The 21,184-nt window shown below is 58.1% G+C and carries 19 protein-coding genes and 3 pseudogenes; 5 read left to right on the top strand and 17 right to left on the bottom strand.

What is annotated here, in order from left to right; genetic code table 11:
- Positions 1-388 precede the first annotated feature (388 nt).
- Both ACL0K2_RS06130 and ACL0K2_RS06125 read left to right on the top strand, forming a co-directional pair.
- Complete coding sequence (locus tag ACL0K2_RS06130) at positions 389-835, top strand: SRPBCC family protein (RefSeq protein ID WP_045162991.1); 447 nt, start codon at positions 389-391, stop codon at positions 833-835.
- 163 nt (positions 836-998) lie between these two features.
- Positions 999-1,742 carry a class I SAM-dependent DNA methyltransferase gene (locus ACL0K2_RS06125; protein WP_045162990.1) on the top strand — a complete coding sequence of 248 codons (744 nt, stop codon included), beginning with the start codon at positions 999-1,001 and terminating at the stop codon, positions 1,740-1,742.
- Positions 1,743-1,950: 208 nt separating this feature from the next.
- Here ACL0K2_RS06125 and ACL0K2_RS06120 read toward each other — a convergent pair whose 3' ends face one another.
- Positions 1,951-2,394, bottom strand: a complete 444-nt coding sequence (locus ACL0K2_RS06120; RefSeq protein WP_045162989.1) for a DUF2846 domain-containing protein — start codon at positions 2,392-2,394, stop codon at positions 1,951-1,953.
- 172 nt (positions 2,395-2,566) lie between these two features.
- The gene (locus ACL0K2_RS06115; protein ID WP_413044028.1) at positions 2,567-3,262 is read right to left on the bottom strand and encodes a GNAT family N-acetyltransferase; all 696 of its coding nucleotides are present in this window, start codon (positions 3,260-3,262) and stop codon (positions 2,567-2,569) included.
- 310 nt (positions 3,263-3,572) lie between these two features.
- Between ACL0K2_RS06115 and katG the strand changes: the two genes are divergently transcribed.
- Positions 3,573-5,804: a catalase/peroxidase HPI gene (gene katG, locus ACL0K2_RS06110; RefSeq protein WP_413044027.1), complete on the top strand. Its 2,232-nt coding sequence runs from the start codon at positions 3,573-3,575 to the stop codon at positions 5,802-5,804.
- A 159-nt stretch (positions 5,805-5,963) separates the two neighbouring features.
- Here katG and ACL0K2_RS06105 read toward each other — a convergent pair.
- The 3 genes and pseudogenes from ACL0K2_RS06105 to ACL0K2_RS06095 all read right to left on the bottom strand — a co-directional run.
- Positions 5,964-6,810, bottom strand: a pseudogene (locus ACL0K2_RS06105) (methyl-accepting chemotaxis protein); the annotation flags it as partial.
- Between the two features lie 159 nt (positions 6,811-6,969).
- Positions 6,970-7,809, bottom strand: a pseudogene (locus ACL0K2_RS06100) (cache domain-containing protein); the annotation flags it as partial.
- 369 nt (positions 7,810-8,178) lie between these two features.
- Positions 8,179-8,901 carry an FMN-dependent NADH-azoreductase gene (locus tag ACL0K2_RS06095; RefSeq protein ID WP_413044026.1) on the bottom strand — a complete coding sequence of 241 codons (723 nt, stop codon included), beginning with the start codon at positions 8,899-8,901 and terminating at the stop codon, positions 8,179-8,181.
- A 117-nt stretch (positions 8,902-9,018) separates the two neighbouring features.
- Here ACL0K2_RS06095 and gcvA point away from each other — a divergent pair, with 117 nt between their 5' ends.
- Positions 9,019-9,924, top strand: coding sequence for a transcriptional regulator GcvA (gene gcvA, locus ACL0K2_RS06090; protein ID WP_413044025.1), 906 nt, complete (start codon positions 9,019-9,021; stop codon positions 9,922-9,924).
- Between the two features lie 145 nt (positions 9,925-10,069).
- Here the strand turns inward: gcvA and ACL0K2_RS06085 are convergent, their stop codons facing one another.
- The 8 genes from ACL0K2_RS06085 to ACL0K2_RS06050 all read right to left on the bottom strand — a co-directional run bounded on the left by ACL0K2_RS06085 (position 10,070) and on the right by ACL0K2_RS06050 (position 17,331).
- Positions 10,070-11,710, bottom strand: coding sequence for a BCCT family transporter (locus ACL0K2_RS06085; protein ID WP_413044024.1), 1,641 nt, complete (start codon positions 11,708-11,710; stop codon positions 10,070-10,072).
- A 450-nt stretch (positions 11,711-12,160) separates the two neighbouring features.
- On the bottom strand, positions 12,161-13,018 hold the full coding sequence (locus ACL0K2_RS06080) for a DMT family transporter (RefSeq protein ID WP_413044023.1): 858 nt from the start codon (positions 13,016-13,018) through the stop codon (positions 12,161-12,163).
- A gap of 347 nt (positions 13,019-13,365) precedes the next feature.
- Positions 13,366-13,824 (bottom strand): ABZJ_00895 family protein, encoded by a 459-nt coding sequence (locus ACL0K2_RS06075; protein WP_413044022.1) that lies wholly within the window; start codon positions 13,822-13,824, stop codon positions 13,366-13,368.
- Between the two features lie 107 nt (positions 13,825-13,931).
- Positions 13,932-14,336, bottom strand: coding sequence for a hypothetical protein (locus tag ACL0K2_RS06070; protein ID WP_413044021.1), 405 nt, complete (start codon positions 14,334-14,336; stop codon positions 13,932-13,934).
- Complete coding sequence (locus ACL0K2_RS06065; protein ID WP_413044020.1) at positions 14,333-14,704, bottom strand: hypothetical protein; 372 nt, start codon at positions 14,702-14,704, stop codon at positions 14,333-14,335. The genes ACL0K2_RS06070 and ACL0K2_RS06065 overlap by 4 nt, the downstream gene beginning before the upstream one ends.
- A 370-nt stretch (positions 14,705-15,074) precedes the next feature.
- Positions 15,075-15,464 (bottom strand): hypothetical protein, encoded by a 390-nt coding sequence (locus ACL0K2_RS06060; RefSeq protein ID WP_413044019.1) that lies wholly within the window; start codon positions 15,462-15,464, stop codon positions 15,075-15,077.
- On the bottom strand, positions 15,461-16,801 hold the full coding sequence (locus ACL0K2_RS06055; protein WP_413044018.1) for a hypothetical protein: 1,341 nt from the start codon (positions 16,799-16,801) through the stop codon (positions 15,461-15,463). Before ACL0K2_RS06055 ends, ACL0K2_RS06060 begins: the two co-directional genes overlap by 4 nt.
- Before the next feature lie 176 nt (positions 16,802-16,977).
- Positions 16,978-17,331, bottom strand: a complete 354-nt coding sequence (locus ACL0K2_RS06050) for a MerR family transcriptional regulator (protein WP_045162980.1) — start codon at positions 17,329-17,331, stop codon at positions 16,978-16,980.
- 83 nt (positions 17,332-17,414) lie between these two features.
- Here ACL0K2_RS06050 and ACL0K2_RS06045 point away from each other — a divergent pair, with 83 nt between their 5' ends.
- The gene (locus ACL0K2_RS06045; RefSeq protein WP_413044017.1) at positions 17,415-18,230 is read left to right on the top strand and encodes an aminotransferase class IV family protein; all 816 of its coding nucleotides are present in this window, start codon (positions 17,415-17,417) and stop codon (positions 18,228-18,230) included.
- A 168-nt stretch (positions 18,231-18,398) separates the two neighbouring features.
- On the opposite strand, the gene ACL0K2_RS06040 is transcribed toward ACL0K2_RS06045, so the two are convergent.
- The 4 genes and pseudogenes from ACL0K2_RS06040 to ACL0K2_RS06025 form a co-directional block, all read right to left on the bottom strand.
- Complete coding sequence (locus ACL0K2_RS06040) at positions 18,399-18,923, bottom strand: hypothetical protein (protein ID WP_413044016.1); 525 nt, start codon at positions 18,921-18,923, stop codon at positions 18,399-18,401.
- Between the two features lie 261 nt (positions 18,924-19,184).
- Positions 19,185-19,323, bottom strand: a pseudogene (locus tag ACL0K2_RS06035) (transposase); the annotation flags it as partial.
- A gap of 208 nt (positions 19,324-19,531) precedes the next feature.
- A complete protein-coding gene (locus ACL0K2_RS06030; RefSeq protein ID WP_155397656.1) occupies positions 19,532-19,777 on the bottom strand; it encodes a hypothetical protein in 246 nt (81 codons plus the stop codon).
- Positions 19,778-20,027: 250 nt separating this feature from the next.
- The gene (locus ACL0K2_RS06025) at positions 20,028-21,074 is read right to left on the bottom strand and encodes a hypothetical protein (protein ID WP_413044015.1); all 1,047 of its coding nucleotides are present in this window, start codon (positions 21,072-21,074) and stop codon (positions 20,028-20,030) included.
- Positions 21,075-21,184 lie beyond the last annotated feature (110 nt).

Here is a 21,184-nt window from a genome sequence, read left to right as displayed (position 1 = left end):
CGGGCACCATCTTTCATGCGCAGACCGTTCAGAGACACCCTCGGCCAGCTTCACCGCTACCGGTACGCCGCCGGGCGGCGGAATCCTGCGAGGATCATCAACGTTGTCCTAGCGGTCCTTCTGAATGTCTTTCTTAAAGTCCTTTGGCGCGGTCGTGGCGCGTGCTGATGAAAAATACGCCGCCATCACGGCCAATCGTGCACCTACCGGCTCGGCGTTGGACGGCATTGTCGGACGGCTCAGGCCGATGCGGGCATATCGTTCGTGGCTTCACGCTGGGTCGCGGCGAGTGCGAGTGCGCTGAAATTTTAAGCCTGGCGTCGAAATCCTTCTCCTTCGTTCGACTATCAAGGCCATCAAGGCAAACCCGCAATCAAAGGAGACAGCCATGCCCAGCACCATCCGCCTTCATCGCGTCTTGCGAACTTCACCTGATCGACTCTACCGCGCGTTTCTCGACCCTGACGCCAAGGCCAAATGGATGCCACCGAATGGCTTCACCGGCAAGGTGCATGAGCTCGATGCCCGTGTTGGCGGCAGTTATCGGATGTCCTTCACCAACTTCTCCACAGGGGCGACCCACAGCTTCGGTGGCCAGTATCTTGAGCTGCTGGAAAACCAGCGGATCCGATACGAAGACAGGTTCGACGATCCGGGCCTGCCGGGCGCCATGGAAGTGACCGTGACGTTCACACCGGTTTCCTGTGGTACCGAGCTGAACATCACCCAGGCAGGCGTTCCCGACGTCATTCCAGCCGAGGCGTGCTACCTCGGTTGGCAGGAATCGCTGACGCTACTGGCAAAGCTGGTCGAGGCGGATATTCCGGACGAGTAATTGATTGGCGCGACGAGGACGGCGGAGCTTCGGGGCGCCTGTATGGCGCAGATGATCTGCCGCTTCCTCGTGGATGACGCCTTAGCCACGTGGCCATTCCACCGTGGTTGGGTTGAGATTATGATGCGCGCCCCTCAATGCTCCGCTCGACCAGCAGGCCATCATGCCCGGCAATGCTCTGTATACCGACCTGTCGGGCTACTACGATCTCATGTGCGCCGATATCGATTACCGCGCGCAGAGCCACTGTATCCAGCGGCTGCAGCAACTGTTCGGCAACGGCGGCAGGCGGCATATGGATCTCGCCTGCGGTACCGGGCCGCATGTGCGGCATTTCATCGATGCCGGATACACGAGCGGCGGGCTCGATATCAACCAGCCGATGCTCGACCGCGCGGCGCTGCGCTGCCCGGAAGCATGCTTCTCCGTGCAGGACATGTGTGGTTTCGCTCTGGATGGGTCGGTCGATCTGATCACCTGCTTTCTGTACTCCATCCACTACAGCGCCGGCGTCGAACGGCTGAAAGCCTGTATCGCGAGCGTGCACTGCGGCTTGGAGGCGGGCGGGCTGTTCTGCTTCAACGCAGTGGACAAGCACAGCATCGACAACCGCTCGTTCGTTTCGCATAGCGCCCAGCATGCCGACGGCCTGTTCAGCTTCAGCTCCGGTTGGCACTACCCCGGCGCAGGCGAGCAGCAGCTGTTGAAGCTCCGCATTGAAAAGACGGTCGCCGATGAAAGCCAGGTATGGCATGACGAACACCGCATGGTGGCGGTGAGCTTCGGGGAGCTGATCGAACTATTGCAGCCGACCTTCGAAGTTCATGTGCTTGAGCACGATTACGAGAAGATTGTCCCTTGGAATGGGACTTCGGGGAACGCGATATTTGTCTGTGTGAAGCTTTGACAGCTTGAATGTTGAGGCCGGAACCGCCGGCGCGTCAGGGCTTGTTTCATGTGAGACTACGAGCCATCCGGACGTTTTGCGACCGAACAATGAACGAAGCCCCGCAATTGCGGGGCTTCTGTGCTGTGGCGACGGATTTAGTCCGGGCCGCTAGCGTGCCGGGATCAGCGGCAATCTGCTGGGCCTTTCCGTTCGAACGTCACTTGCACTAGCGTGCGAGTTTGGTCTCTGCCACGGCTTTCTGGCCCTCGGCTTCCGAGACTTCGGTCAGCTTGGCACCGCCAACGAACAGACCCATTTTGATGGACTGACGTACGTAGTGGTTCTTGCCGCCCTGGGCGTTCAGCTCCAGGAGGTTATCGCTGAACTCCGACTCGGTGGCCAGAGTGTGTGGGCCCGGCGTGATGAGACGGTAGAAGTAGGTGTTCGCGGCGGTCTCGCCGATAACTTCGCCGTCTATCTTCACCGACTTCTTAAGTGCGGCTCCGAGCATTGAGTCACGGAAGATGTACAGGCCAGCCTGGTCTTGCGGAGGGGCAGAGAAGGACTTGAACGCCTGATCCTTTTCTGGAGATTCCATTGGTACCGACGCGCAACCGGACAACACGGCGAAGCTCAGCGCCGCGGCGCTCATCATAAAGTGCTTAAACATAGATACTCGTTCCTGAGTGTAGGCAGATAGCTGGTGATATTAATTTGCCAGCATGCGCACATTAGCGCCAAGGTCCAGCCAGGCAAGGCTTGGTGAGCGGTTTGGTGGTGTGGGTCACGCTTTACGCGGAAGGGTCGGATGGGCGGTTCGGCGTATGTGCTTCATCACCCGGTCAATGCAAGCGATTGGCCGTCGAGGACGTCTGAGTCAGATGAATGGCCTGTTGCGCCAGCTCATCAAGTAACTGATCGCGGCTTTTTTCCGCGTCGCTCATGGCTTTGGTGCCGTGTTGCTGCACCAGGTAAGTGTGAATCTGGCGAACTTCCTGTGACTGGAAAATCGGCTCCAGGTCTTGCACCGCCACCATGCCGCTGGACGCTTGGCTCCGGGTGTTCATCACCACTTGCGGGCCGCGAGCGGCCAAGGGCTGAAAGCCCAGCGCTTGAAAGTACGGCACCTTGCTGGCCACGCAGGCTACTTCCGCATGGGGATAGCGCGCCACCATCGCGTCGACCATGGCTCGGCCGACGCCCTGTCGTCGATGTTCGGCGTGCACCGCCAGGTAGACCAGGGCACAGGCTTCGGGATCATTCACATAGGGTAAATACAGCGCGAAGCCGAGCAGGCTTGCCGGGTCATTGGCATCCAGCGCCATGATCAGTTCGGGCTTGCCTGCTTGCGCTCCATTCATGCTGTCCAGGTAGCGGTGCACTTCGTAACCCACGACGTATTGATACAGCTGATACAGCGGGTTGTTGGGGGTAAGGGACACAGGGCTGATATCGCCGAGATAGTCCACCACCATCTGCAGCACCTGGCTCTTGATCGATTCCGGCGGCGGGGTGTTCAAGTGGGCGAGGGTGAACATTGACAATGGCTCCGGGACGGTGAGGCAAACGCGGCATTGTACCGGGCGATTGGTGCCTAGCGAGCTATGGCAGGGGCTGCGTTGCTCGTAACAAGCATCGCCTATCGTACGCATAGGCAAATATGATGCTCAGGCCATTTTCAAATTCATGTGCTGCTGTACGCGGCATGATCGCGTTATTTTCAGAACCGTTTAAGGATTTTAGCGGTAACAAGCTGCTATCCATATGGCTCGGTCGGGCTTGGCACGTTTGCTAAGTTTCTATTCAGCGACGCGTGAGTGCGTCAACGACAGCCATAAGGAGCAAAACATGAACGCTGAGTCTGGAGAAAACACTGGTGGTGGATGCCCGTTCGGGCATGGCGCAGGTGCGCCCCGCAAACGCCCAACTAATCGAGACTGGTGGCCTGAGGCACTGAGCCTCACATCGCTCAACCAGCATTCGCCGCGCTCCAATCCATACGGGGGCGATTTCGACTACGCCGCCGCGTTCAATTCCCTCGATCTCGACGCGGTGATCGCCGATCTGCACGCTCTGATGACCGATTCTCAGGACTGGTGGCCGGCGGACTTTGGTCATTACGGTGGCCTGTTCATCCGGCTTGCCTGGCACAGCGCCGGCACCTACCGTATTACCGATGGCCGTGGCGGCGCGGGCGGCGGTCAGCAGCGCTTCGCCCCGCTCAATAGTTGGCCGGACAACGCTTCGCTGGACAAGGCCCGCCGCCTGCTGTGGCCAATCAAGCAAAAATACGGGCGCAACCTCTCGTGGGCCGACCTCTATGTGCTTACCGGCAACGTAGCGCTGGAATCCATGGGCTTCAAAACCTTCGGCTTCGCCGGCGGCCGTGCCGACACCTGGGAGCCTGAAGAGCTCTTCTGGGGCCCCGAGGGCACATGGTTGGGCGACGAGCGCTACAGTGGCGAGCGCCAGCTGCACCCGGGCCTAGGCGCCGTACAAATGGGCTTGATCTATGTGAATCCGGAAGGCCCGAACGGCAACCCGGACCCGAGAGCCTCCGCCATCGACATTCGTGAAACCTTCGCCCGCATGGCGATGAACGATTACGAAACCGTCGCGCTGATCGCCGGTGGTCACACCTTCGGCAAAACCCACGGTGCGGGCGATCCCTCGCTGCTGGGGCCGGACCCGGAAGGCGCGGTGATCGAAGACCAAGGTTTGGGCTGGCGCAGCCGGTTCCAGACCGGGGCGGGCGCGGACGCCATCACCTCCGGCCTGGAAGTCATCTGGAGCCAGACGCCGACCCAGTGGTCCAACTACTTCTTCGAAAACCTGTTCAACTTCGAATGGGAGCTGACCAAGAGTCCGGCCGGCGCGCACCAGTGGCAAGCCAAGGACGTGGGGGAAATCATTCCCGACCCGTTCGACCCGAACAAGAAGCGCAAGCCGACCATGCTCACCTCCGACCTGGCACTACGCTTCGATCCGATCTACGAACCGATCTCACGGCACTTTCTGGAAAACCCGGACGAGTTCGCCGACGCGTTCGCCAAGGCCTGGTTCAAACTGACCCACCGCGACATGGGGCCCATCGGACGCTACCTCGGCCCGCTGGTGCCGCAGGAAACACTGATCTGGCAGGACCCGATCCCAGAGTGCGACCACCCGCTGATCGATGAAGCCGACATCGCTTCGTTGAAGCAGAAGACGTTGAACATGGGCTTTACCGTGCCAGAGCTTGTGTCAGTGGCCTGGTCGTCCGCATCGACTTATCGCGGCTCGGACAAGCGTGGTGGCGCCAACGGCGCTCGAATCCGCTTTGCGCCGCAGAAGGATTGGGAGATCAACAACCCGGCCTTGCTGGCCCGCGTGCTGGACAAGCTCACCGATATCCAGACCGAGTTCAACGGCTCGGCCACCGGCGGCAAGAAGGTTTCGATGGCCGACCTGATCGTGCTGGCCGGCTGCGCCGCGATCGAGAAAGCGGCACAGGAGGGTGGTGTGAACGTCACCGTGCCGTTCACACCGGGTCGCATGGATGCCTCGGAAGAGTGGACCGATGCACAGTCCTTCGAAGCGCTTCGCCCGGTGGCCGATGGCTTCCGCAACTACTATCACGAGTCGCACTTCATGGCACCCGAGGAAGCGCTGGTCGACAAGGCGCACCTGCTTCGCCTCAGTGCGCCGGAAATGACCGTGCTGGTCGGTGGCATGCGCGTGTTGGGCACCAACGCGGACAGTGGTCCTGAAGGTGTCTTCACCAACCGAGTGGGCACGCTGTCCAACGACTTCTTCGTCAACCTGCTGAGCATGCAGAACGAGTGGGTCGCCACCGAGCACAAGAACCGCTTCCAGGGCCTCGACCGTAAAACCCGCCAGCCCACCTGGACCGCCACCCGCGTGGACCTGATCTTCGGTGCGCAATCGGAGCTGCGTGCTCAGGCCGAGGTGTATGGCATGGCCGACGGCAACGAGAAGTTCGTCCACGACTTCGTCAAAGCCTGGGACAAGGTGATGAACGCGGATCGGCTCGATATTGGCAAGCCAGCCGATAATTTCAGCCAGAAGCTCTCAGCGTAAGGCTCGCGGCGGCGCCCTCAAGGCGCCGCCTGAACCGCTACTCGGTACGGAAACGTCCCACCAATTGTTTGAGTGCACTGCTGAGTTCGCGCTGCTCATGTGAGTAGCGCTCTACTTCCGTCGCCTGATCGGTCACCTGTCCGACCGCGTCGTTGATGGCGACTACGTTTCGGTTGATCTCTTCCGTCACCAGGTGCTGTTCTTCGGTGGCGGTGGCGATCTGCGTGGTCATGTCGCGAATCATCTGCACCGCACTCTCGATGTTCTCGAAAGCACCCATGACCTCACCGGACCGCTCGATGGCCTTGGTCGATTCCGACAGACTGCGATCCATGCTCACCGTCACTTCGGTGATGCGGCTGACCAGCAGGGTGATGATGGTGTTGATCTCGCCAGTGGAGTCCTGGGTGCGCTTGGCCAGGTTGCGGACCTCATCGGCCACCACTGCGAACCCGCGTCCCTGTTCGCCCGCCCGCGCCGCTTCTATCGCAGCATTGAGCGCCAGAAGGTTCGTCTGTTCGGCAATTTGCTGGATAGTCGACAGGATATTGTTGATGCTCACGGTCTCGCGTTCGAGATCGCGGATCACCTTGCTCGAGGCCTGAATACTCGCGCCCAGATCGTTAACGCCTGCGGTACTTCGGGCAATGACTTGTTTGCCGTTGTGCGTCGCGCTCAGACCTTGCTCGGAAATTTCAGCCGTTCTCACACAGGTATGAGCGACCTCGTTGGCGGCCGAAGACATTTCGGTCACGGCGGTGACAATCTGCTCCACCGCGCTCGACTGCCGGTGCAAGCTGTCCGACATGGCGGTGGTGCGATCGTTGGTCTGGGTGGAAACACCGTGCATGCTGATGGCGTTTTCCTTGATGACAGTGATCATCGACTGTGTGGATTCGATGAACTGGTTGAACCACTTGGCTAATTCGCCGGTTTCGTCGCGGGCCAGCACCGGGAGCCGATGGGTCAGGTCACCCTCGCCCTGGGCGATGGTGCGCAGTCCCTCCTTGACGAGATTGATGGGGGTGACGATGCGATTGGCGAATACGACCCCGGCGACACCGAACAGCACGACCAGTACGGCGCAGGCAATCAGCGTCAGCCAGGCCAGCCTGTGTGCGCCGGCCAGGATTTCATCGGTCTGCATGAAGCCGATGAACTTCCAGCCCAGGGTCGGCGAAGTGAACACATTGGCCAGGTAGTCGACGCCATCGATGCTCACCTCGATCACGCCGTTCTCTGTTTTGGCGATTTCTGTGACGTAATCGCCCGGCAGCTCGCTGAGCTTCTTGAAATTGTTGGCCGGCTGGTGGCCGTCGACCAGCAAGGTTCCACTGCTCTCCACCAGCATGAAGAAACCGGTTTCGCCGAAGCGGGTTTTCTGGACCATGTCGGTCAGGGCCTTGAGCGATACATCCGCCGCGACCACCCCGGCGAAGTTGCCGGACTGATCCTTGAAGCCTTTGAGCACCGACACATAAACCGCGTCGTCCGGTACCCAGTAGTAGCCGTCGCGGCGTGCCAGCTGGAAGTTGGCATCTTTACCCAGGCCGTACCAGGGGCGCTGCCGCGGATCCCAATCGCCGTAATCTCCAGTGCCCGGCCACTCCACGTAGCCGCCTTTGGTATCGCTCATATAGACGTAGCCAAAGGTCGGGTTGTTGTTACCGATACCGGAGAAGTAGTCGAAGATAGCTTTTTCGCGGCCACCGTTAGCTGTGGCGGTCGCTCCGGGCTTACGGGCCGGCCCGAAGTAAGTGGTCAGCTCGCCACCCTCGGTGTCACGGACGGCGGGGTAGTCGGCCATGGCCGACACGGTGTGGCCAACCGAATCGAATAGGGTCACGAAGGTGTTGTTCACCAGTTTGACGTCCAGGCTGCTGCTTTCCTCGAACTGGATCTTGGCCTCCTCGGTTACGTTGCGGATGGTGAACAGCGCCACGACAAGGACGGGAACAAGCGTCGCGACCAGAAAGCTCAGCAGCAGCTTGTGCTTTATTTTCATTGCAGTAGAAGCCTCTAGCCGATTGTTAAGACGCACACGCCGGCCTGCGCTTTCGTCTTTTAGAGAGCTCTTTACGCTAATCCAATGCGATGAGCGGCCCCGCGCCTTGGCAGCGCATCCAGTCGATGCGTTGGTAAGCGGTAGCGGGTAACTAAGTTATCGGCAGGTAGCCGTCACGGCTTGAGTCGGGCGCCCCGATTCGGATGCGCGGTAGGGGGCGTCGAGCCGGGGTTCTTCCGAGCGGGAATGCGACGGGGCATTTGCCTCAGGCGCTGGCTGGCTGGCTGGCTGGCTGGTGGATGCTGGGGCGTTAGAGGCTGCGTTCCCACTCAAACGCGGGAACGATCAAGCCCCGCCAAAATCGCAGTCCTAGACTGCCTCGACCTGCCATTGGGAGGCCTGGATGGAAGGACTAGGCTCAAGCGCCATCTGAAGATCCGCCACCAACACGTCCACCTGACGCAGCGCCTCGGCCACCGAGGCCGCCAACACGTCGCCACCTGTTTCCTGCCCTTCGATGGCGATCTGATGAATGCGGGTGATGCCGATGAAGTTAAGCGCCGTCACCAGGTTCGGCTCCAGGTGATTCATATGCGCCATCTCGCCGCCGGGGCCAAAACCGATGCCGCCCCGGGCGGTGAGAATGACTGCGTGCCGTGGCCGATCGGCCAGCAAGGGGACGTAAGGATCGGGCAGTTTGGTTTCGTCGACCTCGACCGTCCGGCCCGGGCGCACGATCTGGTCGATCCACGCCTTGAGCGCGGCGGGCATGCCGAAGTTGTAAAGCGGTGTCCCGATGATCAGCACATCAGCTGCAATCAGCTCATCGACCAACCTGTCGCTTTCCGCCAGCGTTTCCTTCATCCACGGCTCACGACGTTCCGCCGGCGTGAAGGAGGAGGCGATCCAGTCATGGTTGATGAAAGAGGGCGGGTATTGCCCGATGTCTCGGTAGATGACGCTGTCTTGGGCGCGTTGGGCCCGCCACTGGCTTACAAAGCGATGGGTGAGGTTGCGGCTGTGGGAGCCGTGCTCGTCCTTGCCGGTAAGGCCGGGGCGGGCGCTGACATCAAGGTGCAGAAGGTGCGTCATGGTGAGTCTCCTCTGTGAATGAATTCATCTGTCATTCGCGGTAGACCCAGCCTAGAGTTAGGCTCGATGGGCGACAAACGACCATTTCTTTCCAATACAGATGAGGAAAACTCAGCCATGGCACACCGCCGGTTACCTTCGCTTTCCGCTTTGCGTGCTTTCGAAGCGGCGGCCCGCCACGAGAGTGCCAAGCAGGCCGCAGAGGAGCTGAACGTTACCGCCACGGCGATCAGCCACCAGATTCGCTTGCTGGAAGAATCGCTCGGCGTCTCGCTGTTCCTGCGAAAGCCAAGAAAGTTGGAGCTGACCACTCAGGGACGAGAGCTGCACCAGGTGCTGGAAACAGCGTTCGACAGCATCAGCGGGGCGGTCGAACGCCTCCGTGCGAAGCCCTGTCGGCAAGCGATCACCCTGAGCACCACACCCGCAATAGCGGTCCGCTGGCTGGTGCCTTGGGTCTGCATGCTGCGCGATTCCCATCCCGATATCGATCTGCGCTTTCACACCTCCCACGAGCCGGTCGCGTTGGATGGCGTCACGGCGGATATCGCCATCCGTTACGGCGATGGCCGCTGGCCAGGGCTGGTCGCGGAGAAGTTGTTCGACAACACCTTCGTCCCGGTCTGCAGCCCACACCTCGGGTTGCGTGATGTAGCCGAGCTGCCCAAGCACCCGTTGATTCACTTTCATGCTCAAGCCGCAGCCTCCGCCCCGATTCATTGGGCGTCATGGCAGAAGCTAGCCAACGTGCCAGGATTGGACGTCAGCGCGGGGCTGGTTTTCTCCGACGAGACCCACGCCATCTCAGCTGCCATCGGCGCCCAAGGCGTGTCTTTGATGAGCCGTCAATTGATCGAAGATGAACTGAAGGAAGGGCGGCTGGTGCAGCCGTTTGGGCCGGAGATGCCGGGCAAGCCGTTTCACCTCGTGTATCCGGAAAGCCGTCGGGACGATCCGACGATTCAGGCAGTGCGGGATTGGGTGATGGCGGTGCCGGGCGGGTTGTGTGAGTTGACGGGATGATACCGACAACGCCGGGCCGCGCTACGCGAGGTCCGGCCGTAGGGTGGAAAACGGCGAAGCCTTTTCCACGCGTATCTTCCAGGCTACTTGCTAGCTCTCCAGCGCGCTAAATGCACAACGAGGCGGAGGAAGACGCGGCGCGGTGTTATCTCGCCTTTGCGACCGTTGGGCGTGGCGCCTTGAGCTCGCTTTTCAGGCCGATGATGATGCTGACGCACATCAGCAGCAAGACAAAGGTGAACGGGAAGCCAGTCGTTACCACCATGGACTGCAAGGCTTTGAGGCCACCACCCAAGAGCAGAGCGATGGCAACGAGGCCTTCGAACACGCACCAGAATACGCGCTGGGGAATGGGGCCGTCGTCTTTGCCGCCGGAGGTAATGGTGTCGATGACCAGCGAGCCGCTGTCCGATGAGGTGATGAAGAAAACGGCGACAAGCACAATGCCCAAGAGAGACATCGCCTGAGTAAACGGCAAGAGGTCGAACATTGCGAAGAGTTTTACCTCCAGCGCCGCATCCGCCACCGCGCGGTAACCGTCATTGATGTATTGGTCGAAGGCGACGCCGGAAAAGATCGACATCCAGAGGATGCAGACGGCAGAAGGCACGATAAGCACGCAGATCATGAATTCGCGCACCGTGCGGCCGCGGCTCACACGTGCGATGAACATCCCAACAAACGGCGACCACGAAACCCACCACGCCCAGTAGAACGACGACCAGCCCTGTGCGTAGTTCGCGTCCTCGCGACCAAAGGGCTGCGACAGTGCCGGCAGATAGGCGAAATAGCTCACGACCGAGTCCGCGACCCGCTCCATGATTGCGACTGTCGGGCCAAACACGAACACGGCGACCAGCAGCACGAACGCAAGGATCATGTTTATTTCCGAGGCACGCTTGACGCCGCCTTCGAGTCCACGCAGGACGGAATAAGTCGCGATACCGGTGATCACCGTAATCAGCACGATTTTCGTCGTGTCGCTAACCGGAACACCATAAAGGAAGAACAGGCCCGCGTTGATCTGTTCGGCGCCAAGCCCAAGCGAGGTCGCAAGGCCGAATAGCGTCGCAAGCACGGCCAGAATGTCGATGGTATGGCCGACCCAGCCCCAAACCCGCTCTTTGAAGATCGGATAGAAGGTGGATCTTATCGCCAGCGGAAGGCCTTTATTGAAGGCGAACAGCGCTAGAGCAAGCCCCACGACGGCATAGATGGCCCACGCTTGAAGCCCCCAATGATAGAGCGTGGCGGCAAGCCCGAGCCTAGTAGAGCCTTCTACGTCTCCGGGCAATCCACCCAGCGGAGCCCAACTGTCAGGGCTTCCGGCGTCCTCCGCTACGGAGCTCACGAAGTGCGTCATCGGCTCACCTACGCTCCAGAACAGGAGCCCGATACCCATGCCCGCTGCGAACAGCATGGAAAGCCATGCGAGGAGGGAGAAATCGGGTTTCGCATTCACTCCGCCGAGCCGGACCTTGCCATAGGGCGAGAGAGCAACCGCGATGGCGAACACCAGGAAGATGTTGGAGGCAAGGATGAAAAGCCAGTCGAAGCGGACCGTCACCCAATTCATTGCAGCGTTGAATATGCCGGTGGCGAAGTCCGGAAACGCGAGCGTGAAGATGACAAATACGATCGTCATCAGACCGGAGATAGCAAACACGGGGTTGTGGATGTCGACATCGAAGGGGCCGATGTTCGTGACTAGATTGTCCTGGCCGATCTGATAATCGGTGTCGATCAGATTCCCGCCTGGCGCCGGGATTTCGCTGGTATCGGCCATTGCTTGCTCTCCAGTGATAATGAAACCTGTCCGTGCGCGCGTACTGCCCCGCGCTTGCTTTCCACCCTTGGTATCGGTATTGACGAGTTTGCTGGCCCTGAGGCCAACAAGAATAACCACGGTTCCGGCACCAGTGGTTCCTGCCTGCTTGTTCAGCCATCCTTACACAGGATTCATAGCCGAAACCGCTCCCCTTGCGACAGCGGCGTCTTTGTCACCGTCAGCAGTGGCGTTTATTTCGAGCGTTCAGGGAACTGACCGGCCTTTGTTCGAATGCACGGCGTTTGGCCGGTTGCGGCGTGGATATGCTCCTGACTGCCCATCGATGCGTGAAGAGGGCGGTCTGTCGGTGCAAGCCTTTCCGGTGCTTTCTTCGGGCTGGCTCGCGCGAGGCAGCCGAGCTAGCCATGCACCGATCGAGGCGATTATCCGGACGACTAGCCGGTCCGTTTAGGCCGGCAGCGCCGGGCGTGGGCGCAAGGTCAAACCGGCGTGTACCACCAGCGTTGCGATAACCAGCGCTCCGCCGTAGAGCGTCGCACTGGCGGGCATCTCCTGCAGGAAATACCAGGCCCACAGCGATCCCAGCACGCTCTCCAATAGATAGAAGAGCGCCACTTCGGCCGAGGGCAGATAGCGGGTCGCGTTATTGATCAGCAGCGTGGCCAGCGGCATCTGGACCAGACCCATGACAGTCAATACCCAGTAGCTGGTGGCGCCCAGGCTAAACGGCTGGGCGTTGGGTAGGGCAATTAGCGCGGCCGCCAACCCGCCGAGCGCGATCAGCGGCATCCGATCAATAGCCGGATGGCGGCGTAGCAGCGTGAGGTTGGCGCCCACCGCCGCCGAGGACAACAGCGCATAGCCGTTACCGGCCAGATCCGTCGGAGTAAAGGCACCGGCGAATACAATCATGATCCCCAGCGCAGCCACGCCGATCGCCAGCCAGGTGTGCAACCCCACGTGCTCGCGCAAGAAAAAGCGTGTGAACAGCGCAGCGAACAACGGTGCCGTGCTGAGCACGACCACCACATTGGCAACCGTGGTGTGAATAACAGCCAGCACGAAAAAGATCGAAGTAAACGCCAGCAGCAGTGCGGAGCCCGCGCTGATCAGCGGTTGCGCCTTGATACTTACCCGGCTTTTGGCGGACAGCGAGAACACGCCCAGGGCCACGAACATCAACAGCCCGCGCCAGAACACGATGTTCCAGCCGTCTGCCTGCGCCAGCCGCACCAATAGGCCATCGAAGCTGAGTAAGACGATACCGCTCGTCACGAGCAACAAACCGCGTGCTGAATCTTTCATCTAATTCCCTCGGCCAGCCCTTGATAAGCATTGTTACGTCGCCTCGGCGCACCATGATGAAGGACCGCCCCAGACGGGCCCCTATGATGGCCTCCGTACTGCCCCTAAGCCTGCCCAGAAGCGGCCCGGGCGCTTCGGTTCGCGACCTAAGGCGTTCGGCTCACGCTGTGGCGCAGGGAAAGCGTGGCGAAAATGCAGACTGCCATGCAGGGGAATAAATCTGCTCTTTTGTTCGTTCGACTTTCGGTGAGTTTGAGCAGGCCAACGCCTTAGCGCGCCCCCCGTGAAGCATGGGGGCGTGCATAAGCCATCACTGCGCATGAAATGACCGGACCCGCAATGTTGCGTTACGTTTTTGATCGAATCTTCGCGGCTAATTTGTTTGCATGCCATCCGAATGAAAGGCTTAGCATTAAATAATAGAACAAGGTTACTGCGGTTATCATGATGAGCCACGTCTGCGTAGAGAGCGCGGGAAGAATTCTGGTTATTTCAACAAGCCCTTGTGGGCCTAATGCAACGGAAATCAATATCGCAACGCCAGCAGCCGATATGGCAACTGATGATAATAGGCAGCCTAATATCAACTTGTTTTTTTCTGTCTTATCTGGTGCTCTTTTGTTGATTGCTACAAATTTATTGGAAGTGACTATAGATGCGCCCATAAGCATTGCTATGTTTGCTCCGGAGCCGAGGTCAATGTCGAAGCCGTGTGCAAGCACGTTGAAAAATAGCATTAATGCTGCGTTTAGCAATGCAAACAATCCTACATATTTAGTAACAGGTATCTCGTTTTTAGATGTCATGGAACGTCCTTGTATTTCATCGTTTAATTAGCAGGTGAGCTAGAATTCACGTATGTGAGTCAATTGCAAAGCGATCAACGAGAGGGTGTTGATCGCTGGTGTCTCCTTCAATCTGACGTGAGCTTCAGCAGGCCGACTGCGAGAAGCAGCCAAGCCATCCCGGCGAAGCAGAGCCACCAGGCCACTACCATGCGGTGTTTAATGAAGTGGGGGAGATTGCGTAGTTCGCTTTCCAACAGGTCTCCCCGGCTTATGTGACCTTTGGGGAACAATGCTATAGCTGCCAAACTGCTGGTTAACACAAAACGGGAGTAAAGGCCGCTGTCACCCCAAAGCATTTTCTGTCTAATCACGTATCCGCTGTTTGGGAACGTATGGAGTATCGTGTCGAGATTTCGGTAGGCCATTACAAGAATCATGAGCAGGCCTGAGAACCCGATTGCGAAAGGGGCTAAGAGAAAGGTGATTTGAAGGTCTAACGGCCAGGTTTCAAACCATGTGCTGAAGTTCAATGCTTACTCCCCTCATAAATCTTCTCGCCCGCAAGCTCGCCAGCCCATCCGCCACCGGCCCCACCAGCAACCGAAGCTCCGCCAACCACTACCAGACCGCAGGCAACACCGCCCAGTCCGCCTGTCGCAATTCCAAGGGCGACGCAAATCGAACCCGCCGCTGGGCTAGCAAGGGCCACAGCTAGCGCTCCACCACCCAGCGCCCCAGCAAAATTACCCGTCTCGGTAAATCGAATCTTCTGACATGCCTGGGTTTCGCCTGCCTGGCACACCTCTTGGACCTTCAATAATGAGGCCGTCCCGCCAAGAGCGACACCAACGTAGCCGCCATACTTGAGGTACTTCGCCGCCTTGGCAATTTCATTCATATGGGTCGCGTATCCGGGTATCTGGCCTGGCGCGCCGCCCTTGCTCCAATGATGCACCAAGCTACGGGTGGAAATACCGAGATCCTGGCGCAGGGTTGGGTAGTTGCCCAGGCCCAGTTGCTTGCCAAGAAAGGTCGCCTTCAGCTGATTGTCGAGCTGTCGGTATAGCTATTGGCGGGACGTGAACGATAGCTGGCTGCGCAGATGACCATGCGCTGCGAACTCCCGCTGATGAAGATATTCGATATCGCGCAGCGTGTTCTCGATTTGCTTCAACTCTTTGCCCAGCACATAGGTACCAAGCCCCGGCTAGTTGGTGGCGCCACTGGCGATGATCACAACTTCGGTTTGCTTTGGACTATCAATATGTTCAGCCATTGCTGAGTTTAAGAAGACCGACTGCCATGAATAACCACGCGAGAGCAATTCCCAATAGCCATGTCGACCAAACCATTCGATGTTTGAGATGCTTCGGAAATCTCTCCACTTCATCAGCTTCAAGTTCGGCTCGGCGGATATAGAAGTTAGAAAGTAGCACCGCGCCAGTTATTGCGTTTACCTGCATATAGCGTGCAACAAATCCTGGGCCAGACCATATATTCAACTGGTTGCGGATATGTTTGCTGTTAGGGAACGCCGCCTTCATTTCATCCAAGTCGTAATAAACCATGTAGATGGTGATAATCTGCCCGATTGCTCCGATCACGAAGGGGGCCAGCATAAAAGCGAATGCCCACCAGGAGTCCCAGAAAGCAGTCATGGTCTGGTTTGCTCGTACAAGAATTCGCCCATCCACTCTCCGCCTGCCTGTCCGCCAGCGCCGCCCGCAATGGAAGCCCCACCGACCACCACCAAGCCGCATACAACGCCGCCTATACCGCCTGATCCCAAACCAATTGCAGCGCAAATAGGCGCTGCTGCCAAACGGCTAGCCAGTGGTACAGCAACACCTCCGCCACTCAGTGCTCCGGCAAAACCCCCCGTCTCTGCAAATCTAATCTTTCGACAAGCCTGGGTTTCGCCGGCCTGACAAACCTCTTGGACTTTCAAGGCAGAGGCCGTGCCGCCCAGGGCAATACCTATATAGGTGCCGTTCTTGAGGTACTTCGCCGCCTTAGCAATTTCATTCATGTGGGTCGCGTATCCGGGAGTCTGCCCCGGTGCGCCGCCTTTGCTCCAATGGTGCACCAAGCTACGGGTGGAAATACCGAGGTCCTGGCGCAGGGTTGGGTAGTTGCCCAGTCCCAGTTGCTTGCCGAGAAAGGTCGCCTTCAGCTGATTGTCGAGCTGTCGGTATAGCTGTTGGCGGGACGTGAAGAATAGCTGGCTGCGCAGATGACCATGCGCTGCGAACTCGCGCTGATGAAGGTATTCGATATCGCGCAGCGTGTTCTCGATTTGCTTCAAGCCGTTCCCGAGCACGTCAGTGCCGAGCCCCAGCGACCCGCTTGCGCCACCCACCATCAAAGCGATTTCGGCTTGATGGTCAGCCATGAAATTGGCTTCGCTCTCGCTCAATGACTCCAGAGCCGCGCGCACCTCGGCGGCAGCCGCCATTAGGTCAGCTTCTTCACGTGAGCACGCGGCTGGGTTGATCAGGTTGCCCAGGACGAACATTTCCCCGGCTTTGAAGCCTTTCGCAAAGGTTGGATTCAGCGCCTTGATGCGATTGACCAGATGTTTGTTAGGCGCGTCGGCGAACAGCCTGGCAAGCACCTGCTCGCCGGACATGCTACGCGGTACCCTGTAGAAGCCGGGCGGAGGGGCCTCGGGAAGCTTGAGCATATCGGGTGGGGGCCAGTTCGAAAGCTCTGGAGTGGTTTCGACCTTCTGCTCCCAGGCGGCAAAGGAGGCGCCGCCGTTACCGGACTTAGTCTTTGGCAGCTCGGCCTGGCGGCCCCAGCCATGATCAGGCCGCCAACTTGAGTCGCGGCTGCCAGTGCTGTCAGGCTTCCAGCCAGTGTCCAAGTCCCAGTCCTGATCGAACGTGTAGCTCGCGTCTTTGAGGGTGTCCGTCCCCATGGATATCTTCCCTGTGCTGTTGAATCGGGGGCAGTCTATCTGTTTGAAGTCCTTTGCTAACCAGTTCCTGTTCACGAAAGTTGCGTCTGGTGCGGCCAGTGGCTATTTCGTTCGGAGTCAATACCTGCCTGTCACTGTCGCTTCTTCCGCCCACTTCGCACGTCGTGCAAAGGCGAAGCTGTCGGTAGGGCTGACGGAAGTGAGGCAGGACCCAGTGATAGGGCCAGGAAATAACTAGTGCCCAGGACTTCTTAGCCTCGCTCAACTTCGTGCAGAAAACTCTCCAGAACCTTTCGGCTTTGAGCCAGCTCTGCGGCCTTCTGATCGGCAACGCGGATTTGCTCATACAAGACGTTACGCAGCTCGTCACAGGGCTCGAACGCCAGGCCTTCGCCTCTCACGCATGGCAAGAACTTCAATATGGTCGCTAGGGTCATGCCGGCCGCGCCCAGTAACCTTATGCGCTCGACGGTGCGTAATTCTTCCGGAGCATAATCGCGATACCCGCTGGCTGTGCGTTTGGGTTTCAGCAGTCCTTCGCCTTCGTAGTAACGGAGCATTCTGACACTGACGCCAGAACGCTTGGATAGCTCGCCTATTTTCATCGTTTTTTCGCCTTGACTCTGACAGCGCTGTCAGAGTCGATGATAGGGGCTCGATCAACTGAGCACCATCAGGAGCTGTTCTCATGGCGACCCAACCGAACCCTTACCTTTCATTCATCAATGGTCAACCTGTCACCGCGTTGCAACTCAACCCGCTGGCTTTTGCTGGGTTTGCACACTTCACGGCGATGCAGGTGAGAAACGCCAAGGTCAAGGCGCTGGATCTTCACCTCGATCGTCTGCGCAATGCCTCCCTGGAGTTTTTTGGCCGGGCGCCGTCCGATGAGCTTCTGCGCTCATACATTCGGATGGCGATTCAAGAGGGGGCGAGAGACCAGTCGCTGACGGTCACCGTCTTCTCTCCCCATGGCGAATTCACCGCCGATAGTATGGATGTTGAGCCTGGCGTGCTCGTGCGTACCGCCGCTCCGTCTGATGGACCGAAAGGCCCGTTACGCTTGAGTGCCATCGCGCACCAGCGGCCTCTGGCCGCGATCAAGCATGTCGGCGAAGTAGGCAAGACCTACTACCTGCACCAGGCCATACGGCAGGGCTTTGACGATGCGGCGTTTCTCGATGCTCGCGGGCATCTGAGTGAGGCCACCATCTGGAACCTGGTGTTCTGGGATGGAGATACGGTGATCTGGCCCCGGGCCGAAATGCTGAAAGGCACCATGATGGGCATGGTTCAGCGTCAACTCGCACGCCTGGATGTGCCGCAGCGCCACGAGTTCATCACGCTTGAACGCCTGAACGAACTCTCCGGTGCGGCAGTGATGAACTCATGGACGCCGGGGATTCCAGTTACCGCGATCGCCTCCCATACCCTTGACGAGGCAAGACCTTTCATCAAGCTGCTGCACAAGGCCTACGAGGCTGAGCCGGCCGACTTTCCTTGAGAATGGCTGGAGAGATATTGCCCCTGAGTCCCGCCGGCTTCGGCGGGTTCCGTCGTTGCTCCAGAGGTATCGAGCGGTGCTTAACCTGTTAGTCGGGTCGAGGAAAGCGTGAGCAAGTAGGGTGGAAAACGGCGAAGCCTTTCAACGCGTGACTTTCAGGCTGCCTCGCTAAACCGAACGTCCCGCATCATGGTTTGGCTGTGATGTGAGGCTCTTTGTCTTGGCCGCAAGAACAGCAGCCTGAATCGCGCTCAACGTTTTCTTGCCCGCCGGGTATTCAAACACTTTGCTCTCAGCCAGGGTGTAAACGCGCTCGCCGTTGTTCAGCGTGACCTGGAGAAATGCCAGGTGATCCGTCCACGAGCGATAACGGCGCACCATGAACAGGCTGTGTTTTGAGGTAATCGAGCGAATGCGGGTCAAGGGTATTTGCCGGTGACTTGCGGCGCGGGTAATCACCAGCTCATCGTTATGGATAAACGCAGGGCCACATTTCTTGACCCGGACATACTCAACGGCAAAGCGGCCCGCCAGGATGAAAAGCACCGGCACAATCACCCATATCTCGGAGCGTTTCATTTCGGGCAGTGCGAACAACAACAGAACGCCGCTCGTCACGAAAATGGCGAGCGTAATAAATCGATAAAAATGGACGTTGTGGAATTCCATTAGGGTCAGAAAGCGGGTGTCCATGCGCGTGTTATCCCCTCGAAGTTGTTTAAGAGCGCCGATGAGCTATAGGGCATTTGAGCAGATCAGGGCGCTGGCTGCGCTAGCCAATCTCGGAAAACGTGGTCTGCCCCCCGGTTTCTTGTGGTTGCTTCTCAACAGACATTTGGCCGCAGCTTTGAATCGTTATAAGAAGGCGTTGCGCCCCATCGGGCGCCTCACTTTTCTTTGCTGCCGGAGCGCAGGCTGGCGCGAAGAAAAGTAAGCAAAAAAGAACGCCCACGGGGGTGGCGTTCCTCTGGTGGCTCGTACCGTCTCGCGGTGAAGGTCAATGTGACGGACAAGAAGTCGCTTCGGCGGTTGCGCAAATTGACCGTGAAGAAATAGGTTGCGCCCGGCACTAGGGGCGGCGGTATCGAGACATGCGGCTCATCCTTGAGCGTGTGTTGGCGGTAAGTCCATATCGGTGGATAAGCAAAGCGTTATTCACCCTACGCCATCTCACCCGCCCACACCGCCGACGCATCGACGTTGCCCGAGCGTAGCGTGGAAAACGGCGAAGCCTTTTCCACGCGTTTCTTCCAGGCTACCTCGCTGTTCCCTTTTCCTAGGAAGTTCCCCGTCGTTTCCGGCTACCTCGCCGCCAGAAAAAGTCCAACGATCAGAAAGATCATTGCCATAAAGGCCAGATGGAGTAGGGCGCCGTCTTTGAATTTATAAACCGTACCGTCCTTTTTGGCGTAAACATCTCCAGTCAGCGCGATAAGAATCGTGACTGGTAGGCAGAGCAGCAGTGTAAGTAAGACGAACCAGCGCTTTCGGTAAATGGGTACGGCTTCATATGACAGACGCGTTTTTTCGAAACGTTTGATATCCATATTGATGACGCTCCTAGTGTTGGCGCGGCGGCAGTCCCTCATTAGCAAAGGCGCCTCTTTAGCGCGGCAAATTCTACATACGTGATGCTTTCGAAAAAGTGAGCTGGTCTGTGTTCACGCTTCTTGCAAGCACAGAGAACCTAGCGGCTGCCATTATCAATGCGGCTATCCCGCCGGCTTAGCCAGGTAGGGTGGAAAACGGCGAAGCCTTTTCCACGCGTTGCTGCGGGCTACGCTGCCAGCCCATGCGTTACTCAGCTGGTTTGATTATTGCCCGAACGAACCTGGAAGGGATTTGCACAACGCGATTGTCGCGCCGCAGGATCAATGTCTCGCCAAGGGACCATATAACTTGGACGTTATTCATTACACAAGTGCCATCCAAGGGCAGATGCTCCATTGGCTCATCGCAAAAGCCAGGTTCGAACAGAATCGATTCGGCTCGAAAATTACCCAACCCCAATGCATGCACAGTCTTATCGGGCAAAGTGGTTAGCAGGCCGCTGTAGAGTGCAATCACTAGTGCGAAGAAAATCGAAAAGTGCAAAGCGGCGTTCCAACCCGCAATGAAAACGAACGCGCACAACGCTGCAATGAGCGGAACGACTAGAACTACAGCTACGTAGATTGCCCACCTCCACACGCCGATCTCAAAGCCTTCAATGATCGGAGCGGATTGACCGAGCGTAAAGGTCGTCAGGAGTCCTGCAATCATCACCCCAATGTCTGCCGTCCACATGTATCGAAGAAAGCTGAATGGCTTCAGTTCGAAGACGATTTGGATGATCAGACCGAACAAAAGTGTGACCGCTATCGGGACCAGAACGACTGATAACGGGAATAGTGATGGCGCCAGGATTAGCACGGCCATCAGGCCTAACGTGCAAGCTATGAACGGTCCCCCAAAGACCAGGCTTCCTAATTTAAGTACCCACCAACCTCGACGGTCCTTCAGATACGGCAGTGAGTACTTGAGATCGTCTTTGACCTGTTTGTGCTGGAGAAATTGGTAATAGATCCATATGCCTGGGCTGAACAGCGCCAAAACAAGCAAGCCGATAATCGTGAATCCAATAGCGGCCGCGGCGATTAGTAGTGATGAAAATTGGAACAGATCGAAGCTCGGATAAAACTGATGACGGTAGAAATAGAGAACAAATATCGCGAAGCCGAACAGTGGTGGTCCGGCCTTGAGAATGATCGATATATACCGACTGAGAAACGCGCTCGATGATTCAAGAAAGCGGTCAAATACCTCTTCATCTGACGCTGGCTGGTCGATCCATCGTTGTTGCATCACGTCATCCTTGAAGCCGACTCGAAGGCGGCCAAGCTACGGGAGCGAGCGGAGCGCTGCAATATACATCGCGCGGAATGCGTTGGTTCTTACCTTGGGTCACAGCGTAT

Origin of the sequence: Pseudomonas sp. YJ42 (assembly GCF_047225135.1) — a bacterium.
GTDB classification, from domain to species: Bacteria; Pseudomonadota; Gammaproteobacteria; order Pseudomonadales; family Pseudomonadaceae; genus Stutzerimonas; species Stutzerimonas stutzeri_E.
The sequence above is the reverse complement of the archived record's forward strand: the minus strand, read 5'-3'. Positions and strand labels throughout refer to the sequence as shown.

Excerpts from the sequence above, each read along its gene's own strand:
- ACL0K2_RS06030 (WP_155397656.1), bottom strand. The coding sequence starts at position 19,777 with ATGGATATCAAACGTTTCGAAAAAACGCGTCTGTCATATGAAGCCGTA.
- ACL0K2_RS06095 (WP_413044026.1), bottom strand. The coding sequence starts at position 8,901 with ATGACGCACCTTCTGCACCTTGATGTCAGCGCCCGCCCCGGCCTTACC.
- katG (WP_413044027.1), top strand. The coding sequence starts at position 3,573 with ATGAACGCTGAGTCTGGAGAAAACACTGGTGGTGGATGCCCGTTCGGG.
- ACL0K2_RS06130 (WP_045162991.1), top strand. The coding sequence starts at position 389 with ATGCCCAGCACCATCCGCCTTCATCGCGTCTTGCGAACTTCACCTGAT.
- ACL0K2_RS06060 (WP_413044019.1), bottom strand. The coding sequence starts at position 15,464 with ATGACTGCTTTCTGGGACTCCTGGTGGGCATTCGCTTTTATGCTGGCC.
- gcvA (WP_413044025.1), top strand. The coding sequence starts at position 9,019 with ATGGCACACCGCCGGTTACCTTCGCTTTCCGCTTTGCGTGCTTTCGAA.
- ACL0K2_RS06045 (WP_413044017.1), top strand. The coding sequence starts at position 17,415 with ATGGCGACCCAACCGAACCCTTACCTTTCATTCATCAATGGTCAACCT.
- ACL0K2_RS06065 (WP_413044020.1), bottom strand. The coding sequence starts at position 14,704 with ATGAATGAAATTGCCAAGGCGGCGAAGTACCTCAAGTATGGCGGCTAC.
- ACL0K2_RS06115 (WP_413044028.1), bottom strand. The coding sequence starts at position 3,262 with ATGTTCACCCTCGCCCACTTGAACACCCCGCCGCCGGAATCGATCAAG.
- ACL0K2_RS06075 (WP_413044022.1), bottom strand. The coding sequence starts at position 13,824 with ATGACATCTAAAAACGAGATACCTGTTACTAAATATGTAGGATTGTTT.
- ACL0K2_RS06025 (WP_413044015.1), bottom strand. The coding sequence starts at position 21,074 with ATGCAACAACGATGGATCGACCAGCCAGCGTCAGATGAAGAGGTATTT.
- ACL0K2_RS06080 (WP_413044023.1), bottom strand. The coding sequence starts at position 13,018 with ATGAAAGATTCAGCACGCGGTTTGTTGCTCGTGACGAGCGGTATCGTC.
- ACL0K2_RS06120 (WP_045162989.1), bottom strand. The coding sequence starts at position 2,394 with ATGTTTAAGCACTTTATGATGAGCGCCGCGGCGCTGAGCTTCGCCGTG.
- ACL0K2_RS06085 (WP_413044024.1), bottom strand. The coding sequence starts at position 11,710 with ATGGCCGATACCAGCGAAATCCCGGCGCCAGGCGGGAATCTGATCGAC.
- ACL0K2_RS06125 (WP_045162990.1), top strand. The coding sequence starts at position 999 with ATGCCCGGCAATGCTCTGTATACCGACCTGTCGGGCTACTACGATCTC.
- ACL0K2_RS06050 (WP_045162980.1), bottom strand. The coding sequence starts at position 17,331 with ATGAAAATAGGCGAGCTATCCAAGCGTTCTGGCGTCAGTGTCAGAATG.
- ACL0K2_RS06040 (WP_413044016.1), bottom strand. The coding sequence starts at position 18,923 with ATGGACACCCGCTTTCTGACCCTAATGGAATTCCACAACGTCCATTTT.